This is a genomic window from Okeania sp. SIO2F5 (genome assembly GCF_010692685.1).
GTDB classification, from domain to species: domain Bacteria; phylum Cyanobacteriota; class Cyanobacteriia; order Cyanobacteriales; family Microcoleaceae; genus Okeania; species Okeania hirsuta.
The window spans coordinates 1-1389 of record NZ_JAAHGU010000309.1; the positions used below are offsets into that span (position 1 = coordinate 1).

The window sequence follows — 1389 nt, forward strand, 5'->3', positions numbered from 1 at the left end:
TTCATTGTCGCCAGAGAAAAATATTGAGGAGTACAAGTTTGGCCATGTTATCAAGTATTTCATGGTTTTTTCCCGAAATTATCACTCTTAAACAGAAAAAATTGTTACGGAGTCAGTCGCGATCGCAAACAACCAGGAGGAGTACAAGTTTGGCCATATTCTCAAGTATTTCATGGTTTTTTCCCGAAATTATCACTCTTAAACGGCTTTGTTGCATGAAAGTAGCGATCGCAAACACCAGAACGATTGAAATGGAAAACTAGCTCAGAGCAAGGGTCTTGTCTGAACCCATTTCAATTCGAGGGCGACTTCAGTTCTGGATTTACAACAGCAGAAAAATCTGCTCCAAATCGTGAGCAATGGTACGAATAGCAGTAGTGAGGGAAGAATAGCCATGAAGGCGACAGATAGCGATCGCCAACTGACGAATCACAGAAAAATTAGCTGCAGCTTGAGAGTGCCGAATTAGACTCTTGTCCTCTCCAAACACTACATCTTTAACCCAATGTAGTCGATTCTCAATTCCCCAATGTCCCTGAATTCCTACTGCAAATTCTGCAGCACTCAACTCTAGACTACTAATGTAGTAAGCTGTTTGATCATAATCAACACCTGCTCGTTTACCCTGACGCTCTACTTTAATCAAAGACTTAATTCCCTCCCACTCAGAGCTAATTCCCAACAGATGATTAAACACAGATACTGTTCTACAAACCAAAGGATTTCTGCATTTGTCTTATGATATATCAATACTACTTGGTTGTGTTTGTTTAGTCGTTAGTTGTACCTGTTGGTACAATTTTTTTTGATTACCTTTGAGTGCTACCCTTGTAATGATTGTCACTGTCAATGATTAACTTGACTGTTTTTTTTGACCATGTAAGGCATCACAAGTAAAAACCACTCCTTTGAGGTTTAAGCTAGTCAATATGCTTTGGACAACAGCAATTTCACTACTTTCTTGATTGTGAAATTGCTCTACAGGTACAGGTACTCCTTGACAATTACTGAACACAGAAACAACATTGACAAAGTTTTGGTAAGAACTATTACAATCACTCACAGTTGACCATAAACTCTTACCATCTACTGCTAACCATTCGGCCTCTTGAATTGTGATTTGCTGTTTAGCCCATGGATTGAATACTTGAGCCAACTGAGCAAAATCAATTCTGGTCATCATTCGCCGAAATGTAGACTTCTGGAGTGAAAACTCAAAGGTGATAGCTCTAGTTGTTGGTGTAAGGCCAGGTGATGACGACGAGCAAAATCTTCTAGGGCACAATAGGAGAAACAACCGCTCATTGTACCCATAATTACTAACAGTAATACTAACCATAATGGATAACGTCTCCCTCTGGCAGCTCGAAAATCTGGTAACAGGGCCAA

General features: G+C 39.8%; 4 protein-coding genes. 1 reads left to right on the forward strand and 3 read right to left on the reverse strand.

Annotated elements, in window-relative coordinates; genetic code table 11:
* Positions 1 to 263 (forward strand): hypothetical protein (locus F6K27_RS33190; RefSeq protein ID WP_287284870.1); only part of this gene is annotated, 263 nt, incomplete at its 5' end.
* Positions 264 to 322: 59 nt separating this feature from the next.
* On the opposite strand, the gene F6K27_RS33195 is transcribed toward F6K27_RS33190, so the two are convergent.
* The 3 genes from F6K27_RS33195 to F6K27_RS33205 form a co-directional block, all read right to left on the reverse strand.
* Positions 323 to 718 carry an ISAs1 family transposase gene (locus tag F6K27_RS33195; protein ID WP_287280526.1) on the reverse strand — a complete coding sequence of 132 codons (396 nt, stop codon included), beginning with the start codon at positions 716 to 718 and terminating at the stop codon, positions 323 to 325.
* Positions 719 to 853: 135 nt separating this feature from the next.
* Positions 854 to 1183 (reverse strand): hypothetical protein, encoded by a 330-nt coding sequence (locus F6K27_RS33200; RefSeq protein WP_287280529.1) that lies wholly within the window; start codon positions 1181 to 1183, stop codon positions 854 to 856.
* Positions 1180 to 1389 (reverse strand): transposase family protein (locus tag F6K27_RS33205; protein WP_287280531.1); only part of this gene is annotated, 210 nt, incomplete at its 5' end. The genes F6K27_RS33200 and F6K27_RS33205, both read right to left, overlap by 4 nt.

Excerpts from the sequence above, each read along its gene's own strand:
- F6K27_RS33200 (WP_287280529.1), bottom strand. The coding sequence starts at position 1,183 with ATGATGACCAGAATTGATTTTGCTCAGTTGGCTCAAGTATTCAATCCA.